Raw genomic sequence first — 26,557 nt, forward strand, 5'->3', positions numbered from 1 at the left:
TTTGGTAGTGCAAAATAATTATTTTGTATCGGTTGAAAAAAGATTTATCAAACTTTTAACGTCTATTTTGCATAATTGTTGTAATTGATTTGCAGTTCCATGTTCAATAAACACATCAGGAACGCCTAAAATTTCTATTTTATTTTTGAAATTATAAGATGCGGCAAACTCTAAAATGGCGCTTCCAAAGCCTCCGTTTATAGTCCCTTCTTCAATAGTTATAATCCTTTCGAAAGTATTGAAAATACTAATCAATGATTTGATATCTAATGGTTTGATAAATGGAAAGTCATAGTGTGCAATTGACTCGGAATTGTCACATTCGTTAATCGCTAAAGTGACATTATTTCCAATTGTTCCGGTAGATAAAACGGCCGTTTTTGTTCCGGGTTTTAATTGACTAGCCTGTCCTATAATAATTTTTTCATAATGTCCGAAATTTTCTACTTCCCAATTTGGTAAGACGCCTCTACCCCTCGGATATCGAATCGCAATGGGATGATTTAGTCCTAATTGGGCCGTATATAAAATGTTTTGCAGTGCAATTTCGTTAATCGGAGCATAGATAATCATATTGGGAACTGCCCGTAAATAAGCAATATCAAAAACACCATGATGTGTTGCTCCATCTTCGCCAACCAAACCTGCACGATCGATACAAAAAATAACCGGTAAGTTTTGTAACGCCACATCGTGAATAACCTGATCGTAAGCGCGTTGTAAAAAAGTAGAATAAATGGTGCAATACACAATCATGCCTTGCGTGGTCATTCCGGCAGCAAGCGTCACGGCATGTTGTTCAGCAATTCCTACATCAAAAGCACGTTCGGGAATTTCATCCATCATGAACTTTAAAGAACTACCAGATGGCATTGCAGGTGTAATTCCGATGATTTTATCGTTCTTTTTGGCTAAATCCAAAATGGTCAATCCAAAAACATCCTGATATTTAGGAGGTAAATTTTCTTCAGATTTTAAAATAATCTCTCCTGTTGAAGCATCAAATTTCCCGGGCGCATGATATTTTACCTGATTTTCTTCAGCTTGTTGCAGGCCTTTTCCTTTAGTGGTAACAATATGAAGGAATTTAGGGCCTTTTATCTTTTTTAATCGTTTTAATTCTTTTATTAAAGTCGGAATATCATGCCCGTCAATTGGTCCCGAATAATCGAAGTTAAGAGACTTGATCATGTTGTTCTTCTTCGGGTTCTTTCCTTCTTTTACAGCAGTAAGATATTGTTTAAGAGCACCAACGCTAGGGTCAATTCCAATAGCATTATCATTTAAAATCACCAGTAAATTGGCATCTGTAACTCCGGCGTGATTTAAACCTTCAAAAGCCATTCCGGATGCGATAGAAGCATCACCAATAACTGCAATATGTTGTTTATCGAAGTCTCCTTTTAGCTGAGAAGCAATCGCCATCCCAAGTGCAGCAGAAATAGAAGTAGAGGAATGTCCAACGCCAAAAGTATCGTATATACTTTCACTTCTTTTAGGGAAACCAGAAATTCCGTCTATTTGCCTGTTGGTATGAAAGATTTCCCTTCTTTCGGTCAAAATTTTATGTCCGTAAGCCTGATGTCCAACATCCCAAACCAATAAATCTTCAGGAGTATTAAAAACATAATGCAAAGCAATCGTAAGTTCAATAACACCAAGACTAGCGCCCAAATGCCCTTCTTTTACCGAAACAACATCAATAATAAATTGACGTAATTCCTGTGCAATTTGAGGAAGTTGCGCTTCGGTTAATAACCGTAAATCAGTTGGATTGTATATATTGGAAAGTAAGTTGCTTTTCATTGTAAGGTAAAAAGCAAATTTACGGTTTTAAATTTAAACTTATTGCTTTGAATTTTCAGAAGAGTCTTTTTCAAATGCTATTGGCATACTATATTTTGTTCTTGTTTTTTTGCCATTTTGTGTACCTGCGACCCAATTAGGTAATGTTTTTAAAGCACGAGTTATTTCGGTTTTTATTTTTGAGTCTGTATTTTCTGAAAAATCAAAAGTTGAAAGTGAGCCATCTTTTTCTATCACAAACGAAACTATAATTCGATTTCTTAAATTTTCAGTTTCTTCCGGTCGTTTAAATTCTTTTATAAATAATTCATAAAAATTATCAATTCCACTGGGGTAGCTGGGCTTTGTTTCTACTACTGCTCCCGTGTAGTAAACTTCATTTTCTACAATAGAATCTTTAGCAACTTTATTCTTATCGCTTCTTTTTGATGGCGATTTGTCATGAGTAATCTCCGTGCAATTTGTACGTACTGGTTTTACAAGTTTTGCATTTTTAATTCTGCCTTTTCCCTTCACAAATTTAACCTGATCTATTTTTGGTGGAGGTGGAGGCGATAAAAGAGCATTGTTTAAATTACTAATTTTTGTATCACCAATAGAAATATGTTCTGTTGTAGGATCATTTTGAATAATCTCTACTTTGTCTATCTTTTTCTTATTTCCATCTTTATCAGCACAGCTAAATAAAGTCGTTCCCATAGCGATAAACAATGCTAATAAAAATATTTTGTGATAATGCGTTTGTGTATAAAGAATACGGCTTGGAATTTGAATTGTTATCGTATCTAATTGAGATTTTTTAAATCTTCCGCAGATGTTAGTACTTTGGTTTTGGGTGAAGTAATGTTGAACTTCATCAGGCAGCATAGTTGTAAAGTCTACAACTGTTTTAGAACAACTTAAACAAAAGCGACCATTATCTTTAGGCTGCATTTTATCCCAGTCTTCATGACAAGGCTCTGGAATCGTTAATTTGTGTTTATTGTTCATTGTTTAATTGTAATCGGTAAAACATAAGTTGATCGAACAATTTTGTTTTTTCGTTTACCCGGAACCCACTTTGGAGTTTTTTCTAAAATTCCGATAATATCTTTTTCACTTGCTGACGTTGTATTTTCAAGTATTTTAAAATTGCTAAGACTTCCGTCACCTTCAATTACAAATAAAACGGATATTTCTCCTTGTTTTGCTGTGATAAGATTTTTTGAAAAATTAGAATTGAATTTTTTTATTCCATTTTTTGGAACAGCTGCAATGTCTAAATCATTTGAATTATAAATAACTCCGTAATGTCCAGATTGAGGTACGTCTTGTTCAGATTGAGAATGTTCTTCGGCGTTAAGTTTGTCTACAGGCATCAAAATAATTCCAGTAGTAGCATGTTGTTGCGGTTTGATATCTTTTACAACTTCAATTGTATCTATTTTTTTCTTATTTCCGTCTTTGTCCTGACAACTAAATAATGTAGTGCCCATAGCTATAAAAAGTGCCAATAAAAACATTTTTCGATAATGGATTTGGCTGTGTAATATTTGAGATGGAATCTGAATATTTATTTCACTTAGCTGTTCACTTTTAAGTCTTCCACAGACATTTTTATTTGAAATAAAATATTGCTGAATTTCCTCGGGAAGCATTGATGTAAAATCAACAACGGTTTTAGAACAACTCAAACAAAATCTTCCATTGTCTTTTGGTGTCATCTTATCCCAGTTTTCGTGGCAAGGTTCTGGAATCGTTATTTTAAAATTTCTTTCCATGTTTTGAATTTCAATATTTAAATGTAATAAAAAATAATACTAAAACCTTATTTTTGCAATTATGATAAATCCCTTCACCGACGAATACTTTATGAAAAAAGCTTTGCAGGAAGCTGAAATGGCTTTTGAGAAAGGCGAAATTCCTGTTGGAGCCATAATTGTCGTTGCAGACAGAGTAATTGCAAGCAGTCATAATTTAACCGAATTGCTAAATGATGTTACAGCTCATGCCGAAATGCAATCGATAACTGCCGCCGCAAACTTTTTGGGCGGAAAATATCTTAAAGATTGTACACTTTATGTTACTCTTGAACCTTGCCAAATGTGTGCCGGTGCTTTATATTGGAGTCAGATTTCTAAAATTGTTTTTGGCGCCAGTGATGAACAGCGTGGTTTTATTGCAATGGGAACAAAACTACATCCTAAAACTACTGTAGTCTCAGGTATTATGGCAAATGAAGCGGCCGATTTAATGAAGCGTTTTTTCATTGAAAAACGGAAGTAAGAGATGCTGAATTATTTTTTATAAATTAATGACATGACCGATTTCTCCACAATTAAAAAACTATTTCATATTACCGAATCTTGTGGGTTTACTACTGATGAAATTCAGGTTGTAAAGGATATATTTGGAGATCTTCCAAAAGTATTTACGGATTATTATACTGAATTAGGTAAAATTCAAAATTTGAATCACACTCAGGATTTATTAATTACACCAGAGCGTTTTCAATATTACAAACATGACGATTATTTGATATTTTATTCTGAAAATCAAAGAGCTTGTGTTTGGGGAATTCACAAAGACGATTTGTCGAAATCTGATCCGCCGGTTTACATGAGCGAGGATCAAAAAATATGGAAACCGGAAACGCAAACCTTAACCGATTTTTTTACAGCAATGGCTTTTCTTCAGGCTGGTTTTGCATTAGAGTTTCCCTGTAATACATTTTACGAATTAGAACCTCATGAACTCGATTTTATAACTGAAAACTTCGTTAGCAAGGATGTTTCATTTAAACAATGGCTTGATGGAATAAATTTCTATGGTAATTACGATGATGATGTGATTGTAATTATGGCTGGTAACCAATTGTTTTATGCTTCAAATTCAGAAACTCATTTTCTTGAGATGGATAAGGTTTTATCGAAGCTGGGAACAGAGCTTTAAATCATCTTACGAAAACAAATGCCCTCGCCCAGATAGGAGAGGCATACTTTTTATTGCTTCTTTAGTAAGGAAAAGATATAGCGGATCCTGAACCTTCGGGCATAATAGCTCCTTCTAAAGCTAAATTACCTTTTTCTATTTCAGAATTTAAATAATTAGCTTCCGCGGAATTTTCCTCTTAAATTATATAGAAAAATAATCTATATTTACTACAACATAATTGGCAAACCAATAGTTATGCTTTTAATTGTAAAAAGTTAAAACGTACTGCCAATTTTGAATTTATAACCTTATAATTCTATAGAAAAGTGAAAGTAAAAGGATTAGTTCTCGCGTTTTGTGTTTTTTTTATTTTTCAATCTTGTGGCAGAAAATCGGCGGCAGATTTCAATTCCGATTTTTCACTATTTAAGGATTATATCGTCAGCTTTACAGGGGGGATTGTTTCCTCGGAATCTGATATTCGGGTGGTTTTGGCTTTCGATAAAAAAGACTGGAAAGTCAATCAGGAATTAGATGATGATTTATTTGATATTTCGCCAAATGTTCGTGGAAAAGTAGTTGCGCTTTCGAGCAATACGCTTGCTTTTATTCCGGAAAAAAAGTTAAGCCCGGGAACAGAATATCAGGTGACTTTAAACTTAGATAAACTGATCACACTCCCAAAAGAGAAAGAGGCAACGCTTTCTAAATTCAACTTCACGGTAAAAACAATCAAACAGGATTTTACAATTAATACGATAGATATTCAGTCGTATAGTAAACAATATCAATATTTGAATTGTGTGCTTAAAACGGCAGATAATATTGATATTGAAACGGCTATAAAATTAGTTTCGGCCAGTCAGAAAGGGAATAATCTTAAAATTAAGTTCGAAAAAAAATCAGGAACTGCTAAAGAATTCAATTTTATAATTGATAGTATTCAGCGTTATGATGAAGCGACAAACTTGGAAATTGCCTACGACGGAAATGATTTTGATATTGACCAAAAAGGACAATTAGATTATGCAATTACGAGTATTAATGAATTCAAAATTGTAAAAGTTGATGTTCCGGACGGAAGTAATCAGTCGGTTTTAATTAATTTTTCAGAACCATTAGAAAAAGGACAGGATTTTAAAGGTTTAGTTTCGATTCAGAATACCAATAATTTAAAATTTTCTACTCAGGGAAATGTCCTGAAAGTTTATTTTACGAATGAAGCTGCAGCTAAAAAAGAAGTTCCTGCTCCGGTTGTGGTACAAGAAACAGATTATGCCTCTGCTGATTCTACTTCGGTTACTGTTGATTCTGCCGCTGTTGCAGTAGATTCGGTTGCTGAAGAAGTAGTTGAGGTTGTTCCTGACGAAACGCCAGAGCCAGTTATAACAGGAGAATTACTGCTGGAAGTTTTTGAGGGAATCGAAAGCCAGTACGGTAAAAAGATGGACTCGAATTACACGGAGAAAATTACTTTTGACCAAATAAAACCAAGTGTTCGCTTTATTAAAAACGGAACAATTTTACCAAGTTCAAATAATTTAAAATTGAATTTCGAAGCTGTAAATTTAAGTGCTGTTGATGTAAAGGTTTATAAAATCTACAAAAACAATATTCTTCAGTTTCTTCAATATAATCAATTAAACGGAAGTCAGAATCTTAAAAAAGTAGCGCAGCCAATTGCAAAAACAACACTAAAATTAAATGAGAGCGGTTTAATAAATCCTACCAGATGGAACACTTTTGCATTAGATTTATCTAAAATAATTACGCCGGAACCTGGAGCAATTTATAGAGTAGAATTTGTGTATAAAAAGAAATATTCGCTCTATAAATGCGAAACTTCTGAAACAGATGAGGGTAATGAAGACGAAGAAGAGATTGATGAAAATGATGTAAATTATAGTGGAAACTCGTATGATGATTACGAGTACGATTACGGAGATTATGATTGGAGAGAAAGTGAAAATCCGTGTACAAACTCGTATTATTATAATGCAAAAATTGCTACCAATATTTTAGCCACGGATTTAGGTGTTATTGCGAAAAGAGGGGAGAATAAATCGTATTTGTTTGCCGTAAACAACATTGTTACTACAGAACCTGTATCGAATGCAAGAGTTGATTTGTATACCTATCAACAGCAAAAAATAACAACTGGTGCTACAAGCAGCGAAGGAATTGCATCTTTTCAACTGGATAAATTCGCTTATTTTGCAATCGTTACTTTGGGCGATCAGTCGACTTATGTAAAACTCGATGACGGACTTTCTTTATCACTAAGTAATTTTGATGTTGCAGGTGAGACTTTGCAAAAAGGATTAAAAGGATTTATTTATGGAGAGCGTGGCGTTTGGCGTCCGGGAGATAATGTGTATTTGTCTTTTATTTTGAATGATGCAGCGAATAAACTTCCGAAATCTCATCCAATTAAATTTAGATTGAATGATCCTAACGGAAAAACGACCTATCAAACGATTCAGAGAACGAACGAATTAAATCATTATTCGTTTGTGGTTCCAACAAGTTCAGAAGCGCCAACAGGGAATTGGGAAGCCATGATAAGCGTAGGTGGAGCTAAGTTTTATAAGAGCATTAAAATCGAGACAATCAAACCAAATCGATTGAAAATAAAGAATAATTTCTCCAGAAAAACGCTTTCTTCTTCATATCCAAATACAAGTAATCTTGAAGTTACGTGGCTTCACGGCGCAATTGCGAAAAACCTGAATGTAGAAATGCAGGCTAAATTTTCGCAACAAACAACCACTTTTAAAGGATATGAGAAATTTACTTTTGATGATTTGGTACGCAAATTTAGTACAGAAGAAATCAATGTTTTCTCAGGGAAATTAAACGAAAACGGAAAAACATCGGTAAATATTGAACCTAAATTACAAGGTCAGGCGCCGGGAATGCTTCGCGCTTCATTCATTACAAAAGTATATGAAGAAGGAGGAGATTTTAGTACAGATGTTATTTCGACAACATATTCTCCGTATAAAACTTATGTGGGAATTAAATCTCCGGAACCTAATAAATACGGAATGCTGGAAACCAGAGCAAACAATCGTTTTGACGTGGTTACTGTTGATGAAAATGGAAGACCAAAAGCAGTTAGAAATCTTGAAGTAAGAATTTATAAAGTAGACTGGAGATGGTGGTGGGATTCTTCAAGCGATAATTTATCAAATTATAATTCATCGAACTCAACAACAGCTTATAAATCTGTTACAATTGATACCGATTCCAGCGGAAAAGGAAGTTTCCAATTTGCATTATCTGATGAAGAATGGGGACGTTATTTAATTCGTGTTTCTGATGATACAAATGGTCATGCAACTGCCTTGACTGTAAATATAGACTGGCCAATATGGTCCGGAAAAACGCGTAACAGAGATGCTTCGACGGCAAATATGTTAGTGTTCTCAACAGATAAACATAATTATGCAGTAGGAGAAAAAGCACAGATCTCTTTCCCGTCAAGTGAAGGCGGACGTGCTTTAATTTCGATCGAAAACGGATCAAGAGTAGTACAAACCATTTGGGCGAAAACACAAAAGGGAGAAACTAAAGTAGAGATTCCGATAACGTCGGCGATGGCTCCAAACGTGTATTTTAATATTACACTTTTACAGCCACACGCTTCGACTAAAAATGATTCGCCTATTCGTATGTACGGTATTGTACCAATAGAAGTCGTAGATAAAAACACCATTTTAGCACCAACACTTTCGATGCCGGATGTTTTAAAACCTGAACAAAAATTTACTGTGAAAGTAGGAGAGAAAACAGGCAAAGAAATGACGTATACGATTGCCGTTGTTGATGAAGGTTTATTGGATTTAACCCGTTTTAAAACGCCAAATGCATGGGATAGTTTTTACGTTCGTGAAGCCTTAGGAGTAAAAACATGGGATGTTTATGATGATGTAATAGGTGCTTATGGCGGAAAAATAAATCAGATTTTCAGTATTGGTGGAGATCAGGATTTAGGCGGTGGAAAAGCTAAAAAAGCAAACCGTTTTAAACCTGTCGTGTTGTACTACGGGCCATTTAAATTAGAAAAAGGACAAACGAAATCACATGAACTAAAATTGCCAAAATACATTGGTTCAGTTCGAACTATGGTGGTTGCGGGTGATGCCAGTACAAGTGCATACGGAAGTGTCGAAAAAGCAACTCCGGTTCGTAGTCCGTTGATGGTATTGGCTTCGTTGCCAAGAAAGATTTCACCTTCAGAAAAAGTAACAATTCCGGTTACGGTTTTTGCTACAGAAAGTAAGATTAAAAACGTTTCAATTCAGATTAAAACAAGCCCTGGACTTAAAGTAATGGGAAGCGCAACTCAAAGATTGACTTTTGCACAACCTGACGAAAAAATGGCTTATTTTAATCTTGTTGTAGGTTCGGCAACCGGAATTGCAAAAGTTCAGGTTATTGCGACTTCAGGAAGCGAAAAATCGGTTTATGATGTTGAAATCGATATGACAAATCCTAATCCGGTTACAAGTACGTATACAGATGTTATTTTACCTCCAAATAGTACTAAAACTATTTCATGGCAGACCTTTGGTGTGTCAGGAAGTAATAAGGCAAGATTAGAGGTTTCGTCAATGCCAACAATTAATTTGAATGGAAGATTACAGTTTTTAATTCAATATCCACACGGATGTGTTGAGCAAACCACTTCATCTGTTTTCCCGCAATTATTTCTGAATGATGTTGTCGATTTAGATGCGACCAGAAAAGAACTTATTCAAAAAAATATCACAGCGGGAATTGCGAGATTAGGCAGTTTTCAATTATCGAATGGAGGATTACCGTATTGGCAGGGAAATACAATTGCCGATGACTGGGGAACTTCATACGCCGGACATTTCCTGATTGAAGCAGAGAAAAAAGGTTATGTATTGCCAATAAACTTTAAATCAAAATGGACTTCGTACCAACAAAAAGAAGCGAAACAATGGCGTTTTGAACAAAAATATGGGAATGATTTAGCTCAGGCCTATCGTTTATATACACTGGCTTTAGCCGGAAATGCCGATTTATCTTCAATGAACAGATTGAGAGAAACAAAAGGGATTTCGAACGAAAGTAAGCTTCGTTTGGCTGCAGCGTATGTTTTGGCAGGACAAAAATCAGCAGGACAAAATCTATTATTACGCACAAGTATTGATAGTGAATCAAGTGATTATAATTATTATTACTATGGTTCAAGCGAAAGAAATCGAGCAATGGCTTTAGAAACCATGTTGCTTTTAGACCAAAAACAAAAAGCATTCTCGATGGCTTCAAAATTAGCCAAAGAAATGTCTAATAATCAATGGATGAGTACGCAAACAACAGCGTATTGTTTGTATGCGATGTCGAAATTTGCAGCTAGTAATGGCTCGAAAGGAATTAATATTCAGTTTAGTAAAAACGGAAAAGGAGAAACGATAAGTACTCAAAAAACCATTGCAGACAGAAGTCTGGTGGTGCAAACGGGTTCTAATAGTATTACTTTAAAAAATAATAAAAGTAATACGATCTATGTTCGTGTTCTGAATACAGGGATATTGCCAATTGGACAAGAAAATGTAGTTCAAAGTGATGTTTCTGCTGCTATCGTTTTCAAAAACAGAAAAGGTGGCGTAATAAATGTTTCGAAAATAAATCAGGGAACTGAATTTGTTGCGGAGGTTACGGTTAAAAACCAAAGAAACGAAAGTGTTCAAAATGTAGCTTTGTCGCAAATTTTACCTTCAGGTTTCGAAATTGTAAATACTCGCTTTACAGATTATGGAGACGCCACAAATAATGTTGCAGACTATATCGATATTCGAGATGACAGAACTAATTTCTATTTTGGATTAAAATCCAGAGAAACAAAAGTATTCAGGATTCTGCTAAACGCATCTTATTTAGGAAATTATTATTTGCCTGGATTACAATGCGAAGCAATGTACGATAATACATTCCTGGCCAGAACAAAAGGATTCTGGGTTGAGGTGGTGAAATAGGAAATAAAATGGCCCACGGGTTTTATGGATTAAACAGGTTCGCACGGATTTTTTTATGGATTGAATAAGATTTAAATTTAATCTGCGAAAACCCGTTCGATCCGTAAAACCCGTGGGCCAAAATTAAAAGCTTTGAAAAATAAACTTATAGCGTTCTCAAAACGCATTATAAATTGGATAAAAAAGAATAAAATAAAATCAGCAATTGCATTTCTGCTCTTGCTGATTTATTATTTCTCTATACCCCGAACGTTGTTTCAGGAACCTTATTCTACCGTTATAGAAAGTAAAGAAGGAGAATTATTAGGGGCTAAAATTGCTGGTGACGGACAATGGCGTTTTCCGGCTCAGGATAGCGTTCCTGATAAATTCAAAAAATGTATCGTTTACTTTGAAGACGAATATTTTTATAAACATCCCGGGTTTAATCCGATTGCGATGGTAAATGCAATCAAACAAAATAGAAAAGCGGGGAAAGTAGTAAGAGGAGGAAGTACACTGACACAACAAGTGATCCGATTATCCCGAAAGGGAAAAGGAAGAACTTACTTTGAAAAGTTTATCGAAATTATCAAAGCAACGAGATTAGAATTGGGATATTCTAAGAATGAAATTCTCGAATTATATGCTGCTCATGCGCCTTTTGGCGGAAATGTTGTGGGACTTGAAATGGCTGCCTGGCGTTATTTTGGCGTACAATCGAATCAGTTGTCCTGGGCTGAGAACGCTACTTTGGCCGTTTTACCGAACGCACCAAGTTTGATTTATCCGGGTAAAAATCAGATAAAATTATTGAGCAAACGTAACCGACTTTTACTAAAGCTGCATCAGGAAGGAATAATTGATCAGCAAACGTACGAACTTGCAATAGAAGAACCATTGCCTCAAAAACCGTATGATTTGCCTCAAATAGCGCCTCATTTATTGCAACGAGTGGCGAAAGAAGATGAAGGAACACGCGTAAAAACAACAATTGATTATGCTTTGCAGAATAGAGTCAATCAAATTGCGCGTTATTATTACAATCAATACAAACAGAATGAGGTAAATAATTTGGCGATTTTGGTAATTGATGTTTCGAATCGAAATGTGATGAGTTATGTTGGAAATGCGCCAACAGATAAAGATCATCAAAAAGATGTTGATATTATTGATGCCCCCAGAAGTACGGGCAGTATCCTGAAACCTCTCTTATATGCTGCGATGCTTGATGATGGCGAACTATTACCGAATACTTTAGTGGCTGATATTCCAACACAAATTTCAGGATATACACCACAAAATTTTAATTTAACTTTTGATGGCGCTGTGCCTGCACATCGTGCTTTGTCAAGATCTTTGAATATTCCGGCAGTTTTGATGCTGCAGGATTTTGGAGTAAATAAATTTTATGAAGAATTGCAAAAATTCAAATTAAGAGATATCAATAAAACGCCCGATCATTATGGGTTATCGCTTATTTTGGGCGGTGCAGAAAGTAATTTATGGGATTTGTGCCGAACGTATGCGAATCTTTCTTCAACAGTTAATTATTACACTAAAAACCAGGCAAAATACCGAAGAAAAGAATTTACGGAACTCAATTACAGAAACGATTTTGAACCTGATTTTGGATCAGAAACAGATCAGAAGAATACATTAGGCGCGGGATCGATTTGGCTTACCTATAATGCAATGGAAGAAGTAAACCGACCGGAAGGTGACGAAGCCTGGAAGTTTTATGACAGCTCATTGAAAATTGCCTGGAAAACAGGAACCAGTTTTGGAAATCGTGACGCTTGGGCAATTGGTACAAATTCGAAATATGTAGTGGGAATTTGGGTCGGAAATGCAACAGGCGAGGGTAGACCAACGCTAACCGGAGTTACAAGTGCAGCACCTATTTTATTTGATGTATTTAATTTATTGCCGAGACAAAGATGGTTTCAAACGCCTTATAAAGATCTCGATGAAGTTGAGGTTTGTCGCTTAAGCGGTTATTTGGCTAAAGAAGAATGTCCGAAAATCAAGCAATGGGTTTCTAAAAAAGGAAAATCTACGGCTGTTTGTCCTTATCATAAAAAAGTTCATTTAGATAAAACCGAAAAATTTCAGGTCAATAGCAGTTGTGAAAGTATTGATAATATAGTTACCAAAAATTGGTTTGTTTTGCCGCCTGTAATGGCTTGGTATTATAAAGGCCAGCATATAGAGTATTTACCTTTGCCGCCTTTTAAAGAAGATTGTCAGGGAACGCAAACAACCACTATGGATTTTATTTATCCCAAAGCAAATAGTAAAATATATCTAACAAAGAATTTTAATAGCGAAGTTCAGCCTGTAATTTTAAAAGTCGCTTATTCTGAAAGGGATAAAGAATTGTTTTGGTATGTTGATGATGTTTATAAAGCAACCACAAAAACGTTTCATGAATTGCCTATTTCTCCAACGACAGGAATACACTATATTACAGTTGTAGATGCTTTTGGGAATGAAATTAGAAGGAAAATAGAGATTGTGAGGGAATAACGGTGAAATATTTAAATTATGAAAATAATATATACCTACTTAATAGTTCTTTTTATATCAACAATATTTAATTGTTATACGGATTTTGGATTTTTAGTTGAAATAAATTCAAACAGAATACAAGGTTTTTGGCTTTTGTTTTATGCAATTATTTTACCAGTAAAGTCGATGACATTAGTTTTTAATAAATACAAAGCGTTCTCAAATTTTCATAAGTATAATTTGTTCGTTTTTTTTACGTATTTTTTTAGTACTCTTATTTCAGGAATAGGTTTTTTTGACTTCAAAAACTTTGTGATATTAGGAGATGGGGCTACAAAATATATAATGGGAGTAATCTATTTTACTTGTTTCATTTCTGCTTTTAGTTCATTAGTGATTTTTCAATGGAAAAGTAGAAGTTTTAAAAGAAAGTTTTTTATGAAAACGGATAGCTGGAAATAGCTCCTTAAAAAGAAATTTTAATTTTTAAAACTCCAAAATTGAAAATCGAAATGAGATAGCTTCGTTCCTCGCAATGAGCCACAAAAAAACCGCCAGTCTTTCGAGAGGCGGTTTTTGTTTTATTCTGAAATAACATTTCCTTTTTTATCGTAGAAATGATATTCTAAGTACGTGTAAGCGTCACGAGGTATGATTTTCACCCATTTCTTATGTTCAAAAAACCATTTTGAACGTAATGATGGAAAACCTTTACTGAGGTATGCAGCCACAAACGGATGTACATTAAGTACGACACCCTTGTGGGTTTTTAAAATTCTGTCCAGATCAGATGCGATTCTGTCAATGATCAAAATTGGCGCTTCAATTTCGCCATGTTCATTGTTTGGATCTTCTTCTCTGGTTTTAATATTTACTTCTGGTCTTACGCGTTGTCTGGTAATTTGAACTAAACCAAATTTACTAGGCGGTAAGATTTTATGCTTTGCTTTATCGTCGCTCATTTCTTCTCGCAAGAAGTCGAACAAGACTTTCCTGTTTTCAGGATTAGACATATCGATAAAATCAACTACGATTATTCCGCCCATATCACGCAAACGAAGTTGTCTGGCAATTTCAGCGGCTGCAATCATATTTACTTCCATGGCGGTGTCTTCCTGGTTGGTCGCCTTATTCGAACGGTTTCCGCTATTTACGTCTATAACGTGAAGAGCTTCAGTGTGTTCGATGATAAGATACGCGCCTTTACTCATGGAAACGGTACGTCCAAATGAAGTTTTGATTTGTCTCTCTATATTGTATTTCTCGAAAATTGGAGTGTCATTTGATTGATAAAACTTAACAATCGATTGTTTTGAAGGTGCAATTTCTTGCAGATATTCCTTCGTTTGATGGTACAACTCTTCGTCATCTATCTGAATACCACTAAAGGTATCATTGAATACATCTCTTAATATCGAAGAAGCTCTATTGAGCTCTCCTAATACTTTTGAAGGATGATGAGCAGTTGGTAATTTTTTACACATTGCAGTCCATCTGCCAAGCAGGTTCTGCAAATCTTTTTCTAATTCGGCTACGTTTTTGCCTTCGGCTACTGTGCGAACAATAACACCAAATCCTTTAGGTTTGATCGATAGAACAAGTTTTTTTAGTCGGTCCTTTTCTTTTTTGTCTTCTATTTTTTGAGAAATAGAAACACGGTCAGAAAACGGAACGAGAACAATAAATCTTCCTGCCAATGAAAGCTCAGCGCTTATTCTTGGACCTTTGGTCGATATAGGTTCTTTTACAACTTGAACTAAAACAGATTGATTGGCACTTAAAATATCAGTAATGATGCCATCTTTGTCAATCTCTTTTTCAAACTGAAAGGTTTTTAGGGAGAAATCTTTTATTTTACCTGCGCTTACAAGTTTTATGAATTTCAGTTGAGAAGCTAAGTTAGGTCCTAAATCGTGATAATGTAAAAAAGCATCTTTTTCGAAGCCTACATTTACAAAAGCAGCATTAAGTCCGGCAACGGGTTTTCGTATTTTGGCAATAAAAATATCACCAACCTGAAAGTTGCTTTTCTCTTCTTCCTTGTGTAATTCAATTAGTTTTCCATCTTTTAATAAGGCAAAATCTACGGCTTCAGAACTAGATCTAATGATTAATTCTTTATTCACACTGTAAATTTTTATCTGTGTTTCAGAAAATAGAGTATAGAGAGAAGAGCATAGATTCAAAAAAAAATCTAAAATCTAATGTCTAAGATCTAAAATCTTATCTACAGATGGATTAAACAATATTTTTTAACAGGTATTGAACCCGGGGGATTTTAGTTAGCAGTTTTTCAGTATCAATTGGCAGTTTTTACGCTGCAGACTGTGACTGGGCACTGAGACTAAATTCCAATTTCAATGAACGTTTAAAAAGAAAAAAGTAGTTTAAAACTACTTTTTCTTTTTGTGACGGTTAGCTCTCGCTCTTTTTTTTCTTTTGTGCGTAGCTACCTTATGTCTCTTTCTTTTTTTACCACTTGGCATATCGTGTCGATTTTATGATTAATTAATAGTATTATTTTGCTTCGTTATTTGTTTTTACTCCTTCTACAAAAACTTTTGCAGGTTTAAACGCAGGAATGTTGTGTGCTGGAATTTTGATAGTGGTGTTTTTAGAAATGTTTCTACCTGTTTTTTCAGCTCTGGTTTTTACGATAAAACTACCAAATCCTCTTAGGTAAACATTGTCTCCAGTTTCTAATGAAGTTTTAACTTCTTCCATAAAAGTTTCTACTGTTGCTTGAACATCTCCTTTTTCAAGACCTAGTTTCTCTGAAATTTTCGCTACGATATCTGCTTTCGTCATTTTCTTTCCTATTTTATTTTATAAATGGTGTACTATTTTTTTGAGTTTGCAAATATAGGAATTAAAAAAATAATTAATCAAGCTAATTCGTTAAATTTTAATTACATAAACATTTACTTTTGTATTCTAAGTATTTTGCAATGAATTTTTCTAACATATTGATAAAATGGTATTTACAAAACAAACGTGATTTGCCATGGCGAAAAACGGCCAATCCATACCATATTTGGCTCTCAGAAATTATGTTGCAACAGACTAGAGTTGCGCAAGGAACGCCGTATTTTTTTGCTTTTACGGAGGAATTTCCTACTGTATTTGATTTGGCAAATGCCTCAGAAGAGCAGGTTTTGAAACTTTGGCAGGGATTAGGGTACTATTCCCGAGCCAGAAATCTGCATAAAACGTCTCAATATGTCGCAAATGAGCTTAATGGAGTTTTTCCCGCTAACTATAAAGAGTTGTTAAAATTAAAAGGAGTTGGAGAATATACAGCTGCGGCAATTGCTTCTTTTTCTTATAATGAAGCGGTTCCTGTAGTCGACGGAAATGTGTTTCGTGTACTTTCTCGTTATTTTGATGTTGAATCTGATATTTCTCTTCCTGCAACAAAAAAAGAATTTACTGAGCTCGCTTACGAATTAATGCCAAAAGATAATCCTGCAATTTTTAATCAGGCGATTATGGAGTTTGGAGCTTTGCAATGCGTACCTAAAAGTCCGGATTGTTCTGTGTGTGTTTTTAATGATAGTTGTGCGGCTCTTCAAAAAAAGAAAGTTTCGGTTTTGCCCGTAAAATCAAAAAAACTTAAAGTGACCAATCGCTTCTTTAATTATTTAATATTAGAAGATGTTTTAGGGAATACTTTAATTCAAAAAAGAACCGCTAAAGGAATCTGGCATAATTTATATGAGTTTCCTCTTTTAGAAACCACTGAAATTGTTGGTTTTGATACTGTTTCAAAAGCGGTCAGAAACGATATTTTTCCGTCTTATACTATATTAGGTATACAAGAATGTAATGAAACGACTGTAGTTCATAAACTTTCGCACCAACATCTTCATATTCAGTTTTGGAAGGTTAAAATTGCGCAAAAAATAGAAAATGGATTGAATTCCAGTCAATTAAAAGCTTTTCCTTTTCCTATAGTGATATATAATTTTATAGAAAAACAAGAAATAGAAATATAATTTTTTATTTCTAACGAATACTGTAGGCGTATAAAAATAATTTTAAAGATATACCGAGGAAAATTCCGGCTATTGCCATTTCGCAAGCTGATATTGCTGCTTGTGGATTTGATTTCTTTTTTGCTGCGTAAATAAGAAAACCTATTATAGGAACTAAAAGAGATAATATTTTTAGAATAATATTTAAATCGCTTTTTGAGGATCGATTATATCTTGATTTTTTTTCGAACATATTTTTATAAAATGAAGATTAAATATAAGTTTTTTATTACAAAAATATCATAATTTTTTAACAGGACAATTTGATCTTAAATTTTCTATCGACATTTTTCTATCAAGATTAAGAAAGTTAAAATTGCAGAAAAAATAGAAAACGGATTGAATTACAGTCAATTAAAAATTTTTCCTTTTCCTGTAGTGATATATAATTTTATAGAAAAGCAAGAAATAAATTGCTAAAAAAAATGTATCTTTGGGATAAATACCACTGTAAAACTATGAATGGAACATTAAATAAAGTGATGCTAATTGGCCATTTAGGCGATGATGTGAAAATGCATTATTTTGATGGCGGAAACTGTATAGGTCGTTTTCAATTGGCTACAAATGAGGTTTATATCAATAAAACGACCAATGAAAAAATAACTTCAACAGAATGGCATAATCTGGTTGTGCGCAATAAAGCTGCCGAAATTTGCGAAAAATACCTTTCTAAAGGAGATAAAATCTATATAGAAGGGCGTATAAAATCACGCCAGTGGCAAGCTGAGGATGGTACTACAAAATATACCACCGAAATTCAGGTTACTGAGTTTACTTTCTTGACTACCAAAAAAGAAACAGGAAATCATAAACCACATCAGGAACCAGAACCAGCAAAAAACACTAACTTTGATGCGACAAATGAAGGTTTGCCTATAAACGACTTACCTTTTTGATTGTTTAACTAATCTTTTTAAGTTTGGACCCGGAGCCCAGTTTATTTTTTAATACCACATTAGACATCAATTTAATAATTGGTTTTGTCGGAATATTTATTTTGCTGTTTCTTTCGGCAATTGTTTCAGGTGCCGAAGTAGCGCTTTTTTCTCTTTCCCAAAAAGATATTGATGAAACTATAAATGAAAATAATCCGAAAGGAAAAATTATTTCCAATCTTTTAGATAAACCAAAAAAACTTTTAGCCACCTTATTAGTAGCCAATAACTTCTTTAATATTGGAGTGGTTATTTTGTTCTCCTTTGTGGGGCAAAATATTTTTGCTAATGTAAGTTCTCCTGTAGTTAAGTTTATTTTGGAGATTATTGTAGTTACATTCTTTATTTTGTTATTTGGAGAGGTCTTGCCAAAAGTGTATGCAAGTAGAAATAATGTAAAATTTGCCAAACACATTGCGTATCCAATTGCTGTTTTAGATACATTGCTGTCGCCAATAAGTTTGCCTATGCGTAGTGTTACGTTATATTTGCACAACAAATTGGGTAAGCAAAAGAATAGTTTTTCGATAAATCAGCTTTCGCAGGCTTTAGAACTTACAGATTCTGAAGGAACATCAAGCGAAGAACAGAAAATATTAGAAGGAATAGTTTCTTTTGGAAACACAGATACAAAACAGGTGATGAGCCCAAGGATTGATATTTTTGCATTAGAAATATCAGAATCATTTTCGACAATTTGCCCTAAGATAATCGAAAAAGGATTTTCTAGAATTCCGGTTTATCGAGATAATATCGATCAGATCGAAGGAGTTTTGTTTGTTAAAGATTTATTGCCACATATTGATAATGATGAGTTCGACTGGACTTCGTTGGTAAGAGAAGCTTTTTTTGTTCCTGAGAATAAAAAACTGGATAATTTACTGAAGGATTTTCAGAGTCTTAAAAGTCATTTGGCAATTGTGGTTGATGAATATGGCGGAACTTCGGGATTAGTGTCTCTGGAGGATGTTATTGAAGAGATAGTAGGGGATATTAGTGATGAGTTCGATGATGAAAACCTAAATTACTCTCAAATCGATGAAAAGAATTTTCTTTTTGAAGGAAAAATAAACATGAAAGATTTTTATAGAATCGTTGATGTTAATGAAGATATTTTTGAGTCGCATAAAGGAGAAGCTGAAACATTAGCGGGATTTATTTTAGAAGTTTTAGGTAATTTTCCTAAAAAAGATCAAAAAGTAGCTTTTGAGAATTGCATCTTTACTATAGAGGCAGTTGATAAAAAGCGTGTTAAACAAATAAAAGTAACAATAGATTAAATGTTAAAAAAAACAATTTCAATAGCAACAATTTTACTGGCATTGACTGTTTTAAGTTGTAAAGATGATGTGGTGCCTAAGCCATCAGGTTTTCTTCGTTTAGATTATCCCGAAGCAAAATATGTTAGTTTTGAAAACAATTGCCCGTTTGCCTTTGATATGAACGAAGGAGCGGTAATAAAAGGAGAAAAAGATTGCGGATTTGCAATTACATATCCTAAAATGAAAGCAACAATTTACCTTACGTATAAACCTGTAAATGGTAATATCGAGAAATTGCTTAAAGATGCTCAGAAACTTACTTACGAACACGTAATTAAAGCTGATGATATATTAGAACAGCCTTATTTAAACCCTCAAAAAAAGGTTTACGGAATGTTTTATCAAGTTGACGGAAATGCAGCTACAAACTCTCAGTTTTACGTGACAGACAGTACAAAGCATTTTATAACAGGATCAGTTTATTTTTATGCTAAACCAAATTTTGATTCGATTATGCCGGCGGCGAGTTATATCAAAAATGATATGCAAAGGCTTATGGAAACCCTGAAGTGGAAATAAAAAAGAAGATATAAAAAAAGGGCGTTTAATTTATAAACGCCCTTTTTTTTATGTCGTAAAATTAAGTCCCAACTGTTGTTGGGATTTGGAATTTAAATTTTTTGGAATTTAAATTTTAAGATTTAGTATTTAAAACTTTATAAGTTTTTCCGTCTCCGGTTGCTTCAACTACTTTTGTGAAGCTGTTCTGGTTTTGAACTGTTTTGTCGAATACAACAGTAGCTGTTTTTTTATCGAAATCTACTGTAGCTTTTTCAACGCCGTCTAAATTAGATAATTCTTTTTCGATTGTTTTGGCACATCCCATAGCACAAGTCATTCCTTCGATTTCGAAACTTGCTGTTTGTACGTTTTCAGCAGCAATCGCCTTGTGTTCTTTTACGGCTGTGTTTACGGGTTTTATATTGGCCAGGTTTTTATCTTCTTCTTTTTTGCAGCTTACTAATACTAAACTCGCGATGGCGAAAGCGGCTATGATCTTTGTAAATTTCATTATATATGATTTTTAAATTGATAAGTTGTATTCTTCGCAAAATTAATAAAAAGGAAGAGGTCAGTTCATAAAATTATTACAAATTTGCATCAAAATGGTATTTATGGATGCAAAGCAATTAAAGTGGGCTTATTTATTTGTTCTTTCGCTTATTTGGGGGAGTTCTTTTATTTTAATAAAAAGAGGTCTCGTTGGTTTAACGGCGATTCAGGTAGGTTCATTCCGAATTATTTTCGCAGCTTTGTTTCTGTTGATTTTTGGCTTTAATAGTCTAAAGAAAATTTCACGCCGCCAATGGAAATTTGTTGCCATAACCTCTGTTTTCGGAACCTTTACTCCGGCTTTTCTTTTTGCAATTGCCGAAACTCAGGTCGATAGTTCGATTGTTGCGATTTTAAATTCGCTTACACCTTTAAATACTTTGGTTCTGGGAATAATCATTTTCGGGATTCAATTTCAAAAACGACAAGTTTTGGGTGTTTTTGTTGGTTTGGTAGGTTGCTTACTTTTGATCCTAAGTGGCGCATCCGCGCATCCGGGACAAGATTATTACTATGTGATTTTGGTTGTGATTGCAACGCTTTGTTATGCTATCAATGTCAATCTAATCAAGAAATATTTATCCGATCTGAATTCGGTAAGTATTACAACCGGAAACTTTGCGGTTTTGCTTTTACCGGCTCTGATTATTTTAAGCTTTACAGATATTACACAAAGAATAAGTTTTGATGTTACCCAGCATTCTATTCTTTTTGTAATGATTCTGGGAGTTTTAGGAACCGGAATTGCGAATGTTTTGTTTTTTAAATTGATACAAATGTCGTCTCCGGTCTTCGCAACATCTGTAACCTATTTAATCCCAATAGTAGCTTTCTTCTGGGGATTGTTAGATAACGAAATGCTAACGCCAATTCAATTTTTTGGAGCGTTTATTATTTTAATCGGGGTTTATTTGTCGGCCAAAAAGTAAATTTTTCTTTAAAAGGTTGTTTTTCAGGAGCTAATCCCGCTATCCGTTCCAATCTTTTGTGTCCGCCGCGGCGGACACAAAAGGATTTCCACTTCTATCGGGGCTAGGATATTCATTTTTATGACAACATTTTCGTATAGTTTGTCATCCCGATTTCTATGATAAAACCAAATCTTTTTGATAAGGGATTTGGTTTTTTATTACCGCAAAAACTCGATGGATTATTTTATTTCTCACAGCGTTTAAAACGCTCATTTTATTCTTTCCTTCATCAACTTTTCTAATGTAGTATGTTTTTAAATCATTATCTGATCGGACCGCACTCATCGCTGCCAGATGCAGAATAGTTTTTAGATTTTTATCAGCAAGCATTGATACTCCAGGCCTTCTTTTTAATGATGTTCCAGATTGAAAATCAAAAGGAACTACTCCGCTGTAACATGCCATTTTCCTAGGATCAGTTATAGTTGTAAATCCTTCTGTTTTTGACAACAATGTCCATGATAAAACCTGACCTACTCCAGGAACAGATTTAATCAATTTCTGTTTCTGATTAAGGCTCTCTTGGTTTTGGATTATATTTTCAATATCATTTTCTATTATCTTAATTTGGACGTCAATATCTCTAAGAAGCTTAATATTTAAGTCTTTTAGGTGTTTATCTAAGCCAATACTTTTCATGAGTTTGTAATCATGCTGCTGTACTATTAGCTGCTTTTTAATCTTTATTCTTGAAGCTCTTTCGGTTAATAGTATTTTTATCTTTTTAATCGAACAAGAACATGGCTTCCATTCTCTGCTTTCCTGATGATTTTTTTCGATGAAATTACAAATGCGAAGAGCATCAATTTTATCATTTTTACCTCTAACAAGTCCTATACTTTTTTTGATATGTAAAGCTGATATTACATAAACTTTAAAATCAAATTTTTCAAGCACTTCAAACAGATTCCAATTATATCTGCCTGTATTTTCCATAGCTATAATTACCTTTTCTTCCGAGTAGCTTTTGAAGAAACGTTTAATAACAGGTACTTTATTTTCAATGGAAAAGTAGCTTACTGTCTCATTTTTAATACAGATATCCAAAGTCTTACTGCTGATATCAATGCCGATAATAATGTTTTTCATAACTTTGCTTTTACGATTCAACAAATGATTTGAGAAATTCATCATAAGCTCAACTCCTTGATAACGGGTCTCTAGCCCAAATTTCTATCTGAGTCTTTGATGAAAGGGAAGCGAAAGTCTTAATCAAGATATGAGTCACAAACTCAGAGGAACGAATAGTTTACTTTTGCTTCCTTTCTCAATCATAAATTTAATTAAATTTCAAAAAGCAAATCTAAAGGAGGAACGAGGGATCTCTGCAAGTAACTCCGCAAAGAAAATCCAATCTTTGTCAAGTTACTTGCGAAGATTTACTTTGTCTGTTCGCTATCGCTGGAGTCTCCTTTCGGCGAAATTGACAATTGTGGTTGTGATGGAGGGAAAAGGGCTTCGACTTCGCTCAGCCTGACAAAGCAATGAATGGAAATAGTGCGCATAAAAAAAAGCTTTGTCAAAGTTTTTAAACTTTGACAAAGCCTCTAGAAATCTTAGTCCCGAAGCCTCGGGATAGCAACTTAGTACCTCAGAACCTTTAAAGAAAATCTTTCTCAGATACTCCTTCGTTTATCTTAATCTCAGACATTTTAATATCCAATTCAAAACCAACATTCTGAACTAGGTTAAAAGGAACTTTAATACCTTTTACTTCTCTGTAATCGTTGAAATTGGTTATTTGAGAAGATGATTTTCCGTCTTGTTCGCGGACTTTGCCTTTTGCTGTTTTTAAGCCTGATTTTACATCGTAGTAATACGTTGTTTTGCCATCTTTTATTACATAAGCATCGCTGCCGTTTATAGGTTCGATTCCTTCTACTTTTAAGTCTGTTCTTTTTTGTAATTGTAATTCTTCAAAAGGAGCTGCGCTGGCTTTCATGTCGGCAAGATCTGCACCTTCAAGATTTTTGCGTTGGCCTTGTTGTTCGATGTAAGCGCCTTTTTCGTTTACAACCTGTTTCATTAAATTCATAGTTCCCATAGCAAGCGAAACCATCATTTTTCCTTTCGAATCTAATTTAGAAGTAAAAGTTAAAGGGCCCGGCGCCTGAGGAACAGTTGTAGTTCCCGTCATAGCTAAAGTTTTTACAGCAGAAACTGTTTTTTCACCACCAATCGCTTTTAGGTAATTTTCGAAAACAGTTTTTGCGGTAATTCCGGCTGGGGCCTCTTTTTTAGTTACAGGTTTTTCAACAGGATTTCCGTATTTATCGAAGTAGAAAATCGGAATTTGAAGTTTTTCTAAACCAGTAATTACATCAGAACCCTTTCCTGCAATTACAATTCTCATATTGTCTAATAGAAAATATTTGTTGGCTACACGGTAAATATCGTCAGCCGTAACATTGTTGATAGTCTGAATGTATTTTTCGTAAAAATCAGCCGGAAGGTTTTCTGTTTCAATGTTTAAAGCATAACGGGCAACAGTTTGTGGTTTTTCAACCTGCATTACAAATCGGCCAATATATCCTGCTTTTACATTTCTCAAAACTTCCTGAGGAACTCTTTCGGTTCTGATTCTTTTAATTTCTTTTATAAACTGAACAACAGCACTATCTGTAACAGTGTTTCTAACGGCAGATGAAGCTTTAAATTTGGTTACATATTTCCCGCTTCCAATGCTTGAGCTTGCGCCATACGTCCAGGCGTGTTGCTCGCGTAAGTTCATATTCAAATAGCTATTGAAATCTCCACCTAAAATTTGATTGGCAATTACAGCAGGGAAAAAATCAGGATCGCTCATTTTTAAATTCACGGTATTTACCAATGAAATTTCAGATTGTACTGCATTTGGAACATCTACAAAATCTATTTGAAGCTGAGAAACATTCTCCGGATTAGGATAAGTGCTTTTTGGTGCGATTTGTTTTTTCCATCCGCCAAAAAGTTTTTCAACTGCTGCTTTTGTTTCTTTAAATTTAACGTCACCAATTACTACTAAATAAGCATTTTCTGGAACAAAATAAGTCGAATAATTTGCCTGAACATCTTCAAGTGTCACGTTTTTTACTGTTTCTTCTGAGAGGAATTCTCCTGAAGGATGATTTTTTCCAAAGGCCAAAACATCGACAACGCGACTTGCAATTGCAGGAACGCTTTTTTCATCGGCTTTAAGCCCTTCGATTAATTTTGCTTTTTCTTTATCAAATTCAGTTGTAGTAAAATTAGGTTGTAAAGCACCTTCGGCTAATAGCTCTAAAACACGTCCTGAATACTTAGAAAGTGAACTCGCATAAGCGCCTGTTGATGAAAAGTTGATGCTTGCTCCGTAAAAATCAATTTCTTCGTTAAAAGCTTCTTTGGTTGTTTTTTTTGTTCCGTTACCAATTAAGCTGCTGGTGAGTTCATCAACACCTTTTTTGTTTCCTTCGGTAAAAGGGGCGTTGTCCAGAGTTAAGTTAAAGCTTACTCTTGGTAATTTATGGTTTTCAACCACCAAAACTTTCATGCCGTTTGCCAAAACAAAAGTTTGTGGTTTTTTGATGTTGACTACTGGCGAAGGGCCTGGTTTTGGTTGTGGACGATCTTGTGCTTGCATAATTCCAGTCAGGAATAAAAGGATTAAAAATGTATGTATTTTTTTCATGATTCGATAAGCTTAGTTTTGAACTTTAGTTGAAGGAACGTAGTCTAAAATTAAACGCTGGTTAGGGTTTAAGTACTTTTTAGCCACTTCTCTGATTTCTTCTCTTGTAATAGAGTGGTAAATATCAATTTCGGTATTGATTAAATTTACATCTCCATAAAGTAAATAATAAGAAGCCAGATTTTCTGCAATTCCTTCTACGCTTGCATTGGCGTTCACAAAATTATTATCGAATTTATTCTGTAATTTTTCATAGTCTTTTTCAGAAATCAGGTCGGTTTGAATTTTTACAATTTCCTCGTCCATTTCTTTTAAGATATCGGCTGTAGTATTTGGTGCCATTGGTAAGCCGTATAATATGTACATTCCGTAATCTTCCTGACTAAAACCAACAGCACCAATTTGAAGCGCCATTTTTTTATCGTCAACTATTTTTTTGTACAATTTAGAGCTTTTTCCGTCACTTAAATAAGAAGAGATTAAATCTAAAACTCTTGCATCTCTGGTTTTCATCGAAGGCGTTCTGTAAGAAGCAACAATCATCGGAATCTGAATATTCGGATCTTCATAAGTTGCTTTTATAGTCTGATTGATTGGTTCTTCGACAAAAGTTTGTTTTTTTACTTCTTCACCTCTTGGGATTGGAGCAAAATATTTCTGAATCCATTCTTTGGTTTTTGCTTTGTCAAAATCTCCGGCAACAACTAAAACGGCATTGTTTGGCGTATAGAATTTTTTATTAAAAGCTTGAAATTCTTCCAGCGTTGCTGCATCAAGATCTTTCATTGAGCCAATAGTTGTCCAGCGATACGGATGATTTTTGAACATGTTTTTCTTAACCTCCGGAAGTATGTTTCCGTAAGGCTGATTGTCGTAACGCATTCTTTTTTCTTCTTTTACGACTTCGTTTTGTGTTTCAACACCAATCTTGTTGATTATCGGGTGCATCAATCTTTCTGATTCCATCCATAAACCAAGTTCTAAACTGTTTGAAGGGAAAACTTCGTAGTAATATGTTCTGTCATCAGAAGTGTTGGCGTTGTTTACTCCGCCATTCGCAGTCACGATTTTCATCCACTCGCCGCGCTTTATATTTTGTGTTCCTTCAAATAATAAATGCTCAAAGAAATGCGCAAAACCGGTTCGGTCCGGACGCTCGTCTTTTGATCCTACGTGGTACATTACCGAGGTGATTACAACGGGAGCCGACGGATCGTTGTGCAAAATAACATGCATGCCGTTATCTAAATTGTATTCTTCAAAAGCTACCTTTTGAGCATGAGCCACTCCGCCGAGCATTAGTGCTGCACTTAACATCATTATTGATTTTTTCATAAAGATTAATAATTTTTATTTACCTATATATGTAGGTA

Annotated in this window: 19 protein-coding genes; 9 read left to right on the plus strand and 10 right to left on the minus strand. The window is 34.4% G+C overall.

The window, feature by feature from the left end:
• Positions 1 to 18: 18 nt before the first annotated feature.
• From LNP81_RS08435 to LNP81_RS08445, 3 genes are read right to left on the minus strand one after another with little or no spacing between them, the layout of a single operon-like run.
• The gene (locus tag LNP81_RS08435; protein ID WP_230034981.1) at positions 19 to 1,806 is read right to left on the minus strand and encodes a 1-deoxy-D-xylulose-5-phosphate synthase; all 1,788 of its coding nucleotides are present in this window, start codon (positions 1,804 to 1,806) and stop codon (positions 19 to 21) included.
• A 39-nt stretch (positions 1,807 to 1,845) separates the two neighbouring features.
• A complete protein-coding gene (locus tag LNP81_RS08440) occupies positions 1,846 to 2,739 on the minus strand; it encodes a hypothetical protein (RefSeq protein ID WP_230034983.1) in 894 nt (297 codons plus the stop codon).
• Between the two features lie 53 nt (positions 2,740 to 2,792).
• Entirely contained in the window at positions 2,793 to 3,566 is a 774-nt protein-coding gene (locus LNP81_RS08445; protein ID WP_230034985.1) for a hypothetical protein, read from the minus strand.
• Between the two features lie 61 nt (positions 3,567 to 3,627).
• On the opposite strand from LNP81_RS08445, the gene LNP81_RS08450 reads away from it, so the two are divergent.
• The 4 genes from LNP81_RS08450 to pbpC all read left to right on the plus strand — a co-directional run bounded on the left by LNP81_RS08450 (position 3,628) and on the right by pbpC (position 13,235).
• Positions 3,628 to 4,071, plus strand: a complete 444-nt coding sequence (locus LNP81_RS08450) for a nucleoside deaminase (RefSeq protein ID WP_230034987.1) — start codon at positions 3,628 to 3,630, stop codon at positions 4,069 to 4,071.
• Between the two features lie 33 nt (positions 4,072 to 4,104).
• Positions 4,105 to 4,737, plus strand: coding sequence for a hypothetical protein (locus tag LNP81_RS08455; RefSeq protein WP_230034989.1), 633 nt, complete (start codon positions 4,105 to 4,107; stop codon positions 4,735 to 4,737).
• A gap of 308 nt (positions 4,738 to 5,045) precedes the next feature.
• Positions 5,046 to 10,727, plus strand: coding sequence for an alpha-2-macroglobulin family protein (locus tag LNP81_RS08460; RefSeq protein WP_230034991.1), 5,682 nt, complete (start codon positions 5,046 to 5,048; stop codon positions 10,725 to 10,727).
• 132 nt (positions 10,728 to 10,859) lie between these two features.
• Positions 10,860 to 13,235 carry a penicillin-binding protein 1C gene (pbpC, locus tag LNP81_RS08465; protein WP_230034993.1) on the plus strand — a complete coding sequence of 792 codons (2,376 nt, stop codon included), beginning with the start codon at positions 10,860 to 10,862 and terminating at the stop codon, positions 13,233 to 13,235.
• A gap of 563 nt (positions 13,236 to 13,798) precedes the next feature.
• Here pbpC and LNP81_RS08470 read toward each other — a convergent pair.
• Together LNP81_RS08470 and LNP81_RS08475 are read right to left on the minus strand one after the other, a co-directional pair.
• Positions 13,799 to 15,343, minus strand: a complete 1,545-nt coding sequence (locus LNP81_RS08470; RefSeq protein ID WP_194615975.1) for an Rne/Rng family ribonuclease — start codon at positions 15,341 to 15,343, stop codon at positions 13,799 to 13,801.
• A 391-nt stretch (positions 15,344 to 15,734) separates the two neighbouring features.
• Positions 15,735 to 16,025 carry an HU family DNA-binding protein gene (locus LNP81_RS08475; RefSeq protein WP_007805026.1) on the minus strand — a complete coding sequence of 97 codons (291 nt, stop codon included), beginning with the start codon at positions 16,023 to 16,025 and terminating at the stop codon, positions 15,735 to 15,737.
• Positions 16,026 to 16,165: 140 nt separating this feature from the next.
• On the opposite strand from LNP81_RS08475, the gene mutY reads away from it, so the two are divergent.
• Complete coding sequence (mutY, locus tag LNP81_RS08480) at positions 16,166 to 17,212, plus strand: A/G-specific adenine glycosylase (protein ID WP_230034995.1); 1,047 nt, start codon at positions 16,166 to 16,168, stop codon at positions 17,210 to 17,212.
• A gap of 10 nt (positions 17,213 to 17,222) precedes the next feature.
• Here the strand turns inward: mutY and LNP81_RS08485 are convergent, their stop codons facing one another.
• Positions 17,223 to 17,444, minus strand: a complete 222-nt coding sequence (locus tag LNP81_RS08485) for a hypothetical protein (RefSeq protein WP_230034997.1) — start codon at positions 17,442 to 17,444, stop codon at positions 17,223 to 17,225.
• A 265-nt stretch (positions 17,445 to 17,709) separates the two neighbouring features.
• Here LNP81_RS08485 and LNP81_RS08490 point away from each other — a divergent pair, with 265 nt between their 5' ends.
• Genes LNP81_RS08490 through gldD form a run of 3 tightly spaced genes read left to right on the plus strand, consistent with a single transcriptional unit; the run spans position 17,710 to position 20,030 of the window.
• Positions 17,710 to 18,150, plus strand: a complete 441-nt coding sequence (locus LNP81_RS08490; RefSeq protein ID WP_213295037.1) for a single-stranded DNA-binding protein — start codon at positions 17,710 to 17,712, stop codon at positions 18,148 to 18,150.
• Positions 18,151 to 18,173: 23 nt separating this feature from the next.
• A complete protein-coding gene (locus LNP81_RS08495) occupies positions 18,174 to 19,469 on the plus strand; it encodes a gliding motility-associated protein GldE (protein WP_230034999.1) in 1,296 nt (431 codons plus the stop codon).
• Positions 19,470 to 20,030 (plus strand): gliding motility lipoprotein GldD, encoded by a 561-nt coding sequence (gldD, locus tag LNP81_RS08500; RefSeq protein WP_230035001.1) that lies wholly within the window; start codon positions 19,470 to 19,472, stop codon positions 20,028 to 20,030. It abuts the gene before it with no gap.
• A gap of 115 nt (positions 20,031 to 20,145) precedes the next feature.
• Here the strand turns inward: gldD and LNP81_RS08505 are convergent, their stop codons facing one another.
• Positions 20,146 to 20,523 (minus strand): heavy-metal-associated domain-containing protein, encoded by a 378-nt coding sequence (locus LNP81_RS08505; protein WP_230035003.1) that lies wholly within the window; start codon positions 20,521 to 20,523, stop codon positions 20,146 to 20,148.
• A 103-nt stretch (positions 20,524 to 20,626) separates the two neighbouring features.
• Here LNP81_RS08505 and LNP81_RS08510 point away from each other — a divergent pair, with 103 nt between their 5' ends.
• Positions 20,627 to 21,493, plus strand: coding sequence for a DMT family transporter (locus LNP81_RS08510; protein ID WP_230035005.1), 867 nt, complete (start codon positions 20,627 to 20,629; stop codon positions 21,491 to 21,493).
• Positions 21,494 to 21,649: 156 nt separating this feature from the next.
• Here LNP81_RS08510 and LNP81_RS08515 read toward each other — a convergent pair whose 3' ends face one another.
• From LNP81_RS08515 to LNP81_RS08525, 3 genes are all read right to left on the minus strand, one after another.
• Positions 21,650 to 22,624 carry an IS110 family RNA-guided transposase gene (locus LNP81_RS08515; protein ID WP_230033283.1) on the minus strand — a complete coding sequence of 325 codons (975 nt, stop codon included), beginning with the start codon at positions 22,622 to 22,624 and terminating at the stop codon, positions 21,650 to 21,652.
• A 511-nt stretch (positions 22,625 to 23,135) separates the two neighbouring features.
• Entirely contained in the window at positions 23,136 to 25,184 is a 2,049-nt protein-coding gene (locus LNP81_RS08520; protein WP_230035007.1) for a M16 family metallopeptidase, read from the minus strand.
• A 12-nt stretch (positions 25,185 to 25,196) separates the two neighbouring features.
• On the minus strand, positions 25,197 to 26,519 hold the full coding sequence (locus LNP81_RS08525; protein ID WP_173969774.1) for a M16 family metallopeptidase: 1,323 nt from the start codon (positions 26,517 to 26,519) through the stop codon (positions 25,197 to 25,199).
• Between the last annotated feature and the right edge of the window lie 38 nt (positions 26,520 to 26,557).

Origin of the sequence: Flavobacterium piscisymbiosum (assembly GCF_020905295.1) — a bacterium.
Lineage (GTDB): Bacteria > Bacteroidota > Bacteroidia > Flavobacteriales > Flavobacteriaceae > Flavobacterium > Flavobacterium piscisymbiosum.